The organism is Corallococcus sp. CA053C (assembly GCF_003611675.1).
Classification (GTDB): Bacteria; Myxococcota; Myxococcia; order Myxococcales; family Myxococcaceae; genus Corallococcus.
The window spans coordinates 1-3,802 of the sequence record NZ_RAWA01000620.1 but is presented as its reverse complement, the minus strand read 5'-3'; the positions used below and the strand labels follow the sequence as shown (position 1 = coordinate 3,802).

The following is a 3,802-nucleotide window of genomic DNA, read 5'->3' as shown; positions in this document are numbered from 1 at the left end:
GGCGCGCTCACGACCGGCGGCGGGGCGACAGGCGGGGATGGCCGCAACCACCAGCCCAGTCCCACGGCGCCCACGATGAGCGCGGCGGTGCCCACGAGGGGCACCAGGCGCGACTTCGGCGTGCCACCGGCGGTTTCCACGGGCAGCGGCGATGGACCGGGCTGTCCTGTGGAGCCGCTCATGCTCACCGGGGCGAGTGGCTGCCCCTGTGGGCCCAGGAGGTGCCCTGCGACGCTACCGGGAGTGCCCGGCTGACCACTGAGACTGCCCGGCACGGCCTGCTGCCCTCCCATGCTGCCCGATGCAGCCTGCGGCCCCGGGATGAGCTGCTGGCCACCGAAGCTGCCCGGCGCGGCCTGCTGTCCACCCATGCTGCCCGATGCCGCGTGCGGACCCGTGACCTGGCCCGGCATGAGCTGCTGGCCACCGAAGCTGGCCGGCACGGCCTGCTGTCCGCCCAGGCTTCCGGGCGCGACGTGCTGACCCGTGACGATGCCCGGCACGGCCTGCTGCCCACCCATGCTGCCCGGCGCGGCGTACTGGCCGGGGAATCCACCGCTCGCGTACGACTGCCCCGCGATGCTTCCCTGGACCGGGGCGCCATGCTGCGAGGCCACGGCTCCGGCCGCCACCGCGGGCAGCGCCACGCCCGAGGGCCTCACGACGCCCGGGCTCGGCAGCTGCGTGGCGCCGAAGCCCATCGTGTCTTCTGGCACATGGGCCTGGGGCTGCTGTCCGTACTGGGCCGTGCCTCCAGGGGCCATTGTCGCATCGAAGCCGATGGCGTCCGCCGCCGCGAGATCACCCGGACCGAAGCGGTTCGTGGACGGCGCCTTGTTCACGGGCGCCATCGTCGCGCCCATCGCCTCCGCGTCACCCGGCGCCGCGGAGGAGGGCAGGGCGATGCCCGACGGCGGCGACGTTCGCGTGAAGGTCCGCGACGCTCGCATCTCCGCGGTCTCCGGCAATGACTGGAGCGTCGTCCCGGTGAGGTCCGCGATGAACGCTCCGACGTCCGGGTAGCGATCATCCGGGTTCTTCGCCAGCGCGCGCGACACCGCCGCCGGGATGTTCGCCGGCAGCTCCGGCATCAGCGTGGCGAGCGACACCGGCGGCTCGTGCACCACGCGGTAGATGATCTGCGCCAGCGAACCTCCGCCGAACGGCGTCATCCCGGAGAGCATCTCGAACACGATGCCGCCCAGCGCGAACAGGTCCGTCCTCGCGTCGATCTGCCGGTTGCGCCCCTGCGCCTGCTCGGGCGACATGTACTGCGGCGTGCCGATGAGCACCGCGTCCTGCGTCTGGAGCGTCTCCGAGGACATGACCTTCGAGATGCCGAAGTCGAGCAGCTTCACGCGCTCGCCCACCACGCCGCCGGAGTCGGTGGGCACCAGGAAGATGTTCGCCGGCTTCAAGTCGCGATGGACGATGCCCGCGCGGTGCGCCGTCTGCAGCGCCGAACCCATCTGCCGCGTGAAGGAGAACACCTCCTCCACCGACAGCCGCCCGCGCCGCAGCCGATCCTGGAGGCTCTCCCCGCGCAGGTACTCCAGCACCAGGAACGGACTGCCGTCCTCCAGCGTGTCGAAGTCCAGCACCTCCACGATGTTGGGGTGCCCCAACCGGGAGGCGATCTCCGCCTCGCGCCGGAAGCGCACGTGGAGGTCCGGGCTCACGTGCTCGCCGACGCGCAGCACCTTCACCGCCACGTGCTTGCCCGGAAGCCGCAGGTGCTGGGCCAGGAACACCGACCCCATGCCGCCCCGTCCCAACACGGAGACGACTTTGTAGGTGTTCCGGAGGACCGAATCGATGTGCAGCTCACCGTCAGCCGAGCGCGTCATGGAAGAGGGCGTGTCCTGATGACAGAAGGGTGCAAGGCACCACCGCGAAACGGGGCGTGACCCTACCACGCCTCGGACAGACGAACGCCCGGACCCTCACGCGAGGATCCGGGCGTCTTGAAGTCGATCATTCCCTGCTCACCCCGGAGGGCGGCCGGGACTCAGCCCCACTTGGAGAACTGACGCCGGGGCGGAGGCGTGCTGGCCCCCGCGGCCGGAGGAGGCGCGCCGGCCGGACGGGGCGACGCGGCACGGCCCTGGCCGCCACCGCGGGACGCCTGGGCGCCCCCGCCGCTCGCCTGCCGCTGACCGCCGCCGCTGGAGCGACCCTGGCCGCCCCCCGCGCTGCGACCGCCACCGCGTCCACCGCCGCCACCACCACCGCCATTGCCGCGACGCTGGCCACCGCCACGGCCGCCACCGCGTCCACCGGCGAGCGGCGGACGGTCATCCTCCACCAGGTCTCCCGGCAGGGTCGCGGGCAGCAGCGAGCGGAAGGAGGCATCCGCCACCACCGGCACGCTGCGGCGGATGGTGCGCTCGATGTCGCGCAGGTACTCGCGCTCCTCGGAGTCGCAGAAGGACACGGCCTGGCCGCTGGCGCCCGCGCGGCCGGTGCGGCCGATGCGGTGCACGTACTGCTCCGGCACGTTGGGCAGGTCGTAGTTGAACACGTGGCTCAACCCGTCGATGTCGATGCCGCGCGCCGCGATGTCCGTGGCCACCAGCACCCGCAGCGTGCCCGCGCGGAACTCGTCCAGCGCGCGCTCGCGGGCGTTCTGGCTCTTGTTGCCGTGGATGGCGTCGGCGCGCACGCCCGCCTGCGTGAGCTGCTTCGCCACGCGGTTGGCGCCGTGCTTCGTGCGCGTGAACACCAGCGCGCGCGGGATGGCCTTCTGATCCTGGAGCAGGTGCGTGAGCAGCGCGCGCTTCTCCTCGCGCTTCACGAAGTACACCTGCTGGCTCACCGTCTCCGCGGTGGTGGACGCGGGCGACACCTCCACCCGGATGGGGTCCTTCAGGATGTTGCGCGCCAGGTCCACGATGTCCGGCGGCAGCGTCGCGCTGAAGAACAGCGTCTGGCGCTCCTTCGGCAGCACCTTGATGACCCGACGCACGTCATGGATGAAGCCCATGTCGAGCATGCGGTCCGCCTCGTCGAGCACGAACACCTCGAGCGCGCGCAGCGTCACGTGGCCCTGATCAATCAGATCCAACAGGCGCCCCGGCGTCGCCACGAGGATGTCCACCCCCTGGCGCAGCGCCTGGACCTGCGGCGTCTGGCCCACGCCGCCGAACACCACGGCATGGCGCAGGGGCAGGTTCTTGCCGTAGGTGCCGAAGCTCTCACTGACCTGGCTCGCCAATTCACGCGTGGGCGTCAGCACCAGGCAGCGCACCGGACGCGCACCGCCCGCGGGGGCCTTCGCCGACAGGCGCTGGAGGATGGGCAGCGCGAACGCCGCCGTCTTGCCCGTGCCCGTCTGGGCCACGCCCAGGACGTCCTTGCCCGCCAGCGCGTGCGGAATCGCCTTCACCTGGATGGGCGTCGGCGTGGTGTAGCCCTCGGCCTTCACGGCCTTGAGGAGGGAGTCAGTCAACTGCAGTTCGTCAAAAGTCATGTAATCCCGCAATGATGGGTTGGCGCGCTTCCCCCTCAGGCGGGGGGCCGACCGCGCAGCGCGCCCTCCCGCGGTATTGCGGGGGCGCCTGGCGGTGCGCGGTCAGGCCGCGAAGCGGCCCGAAGCACCTGGAAGTTTCCAGGAACCCGTAAGCCCCCCGGGAGGATTCCCGGTGCTGCTCACGGTGAAGTCACACTGCCTGCAACGGGGGGCAATGTCCCGGGAAATCCATCCGGCCAGCGGACCGGTGGCTGTGGAGATTTCGAACAGCACTGCAGTCCGCCTGTTCCCCAAGTCCCCAACCCAACGTTCCGGAGGACGGGGCCCCCCTTC

2 protein-coding genes are annotated in these 3,802 nt (G+C 71.5%); both read right to left on the bottom strand.

The features are described from left to right. On the bottom strand, positions 1-1,847 hold a 1,847-nt coding region (locus D7V97_RS41040), incomplete at its 3' end, for a serine/threonine-protein kinase (RefSeq protein WP_147445201.1). A gap of 161 nt (positions 1,848-2,008) precedes the next feature. Then, entirely contained in the window at positions 2,009-3,469 is a 1,461-nt protein-coding gene (locus D7V97_RS41035; RefSeq protein ID WP_120615990.1) for a DEAD/DEAH box helicase, read from the bottom strand. Positions 3,470-3,802: the final 333 nt, after the last annotated feature.

Coding starts and splice junctions, on each gene's coding strand:
- D7V97_RS41035 (WP_120615990.1), bottom strand. CDS start 3,469: ATGACTTTTGACGAACTGCAGTTGACTGACTCCCTCCTCAAGGCCGTG.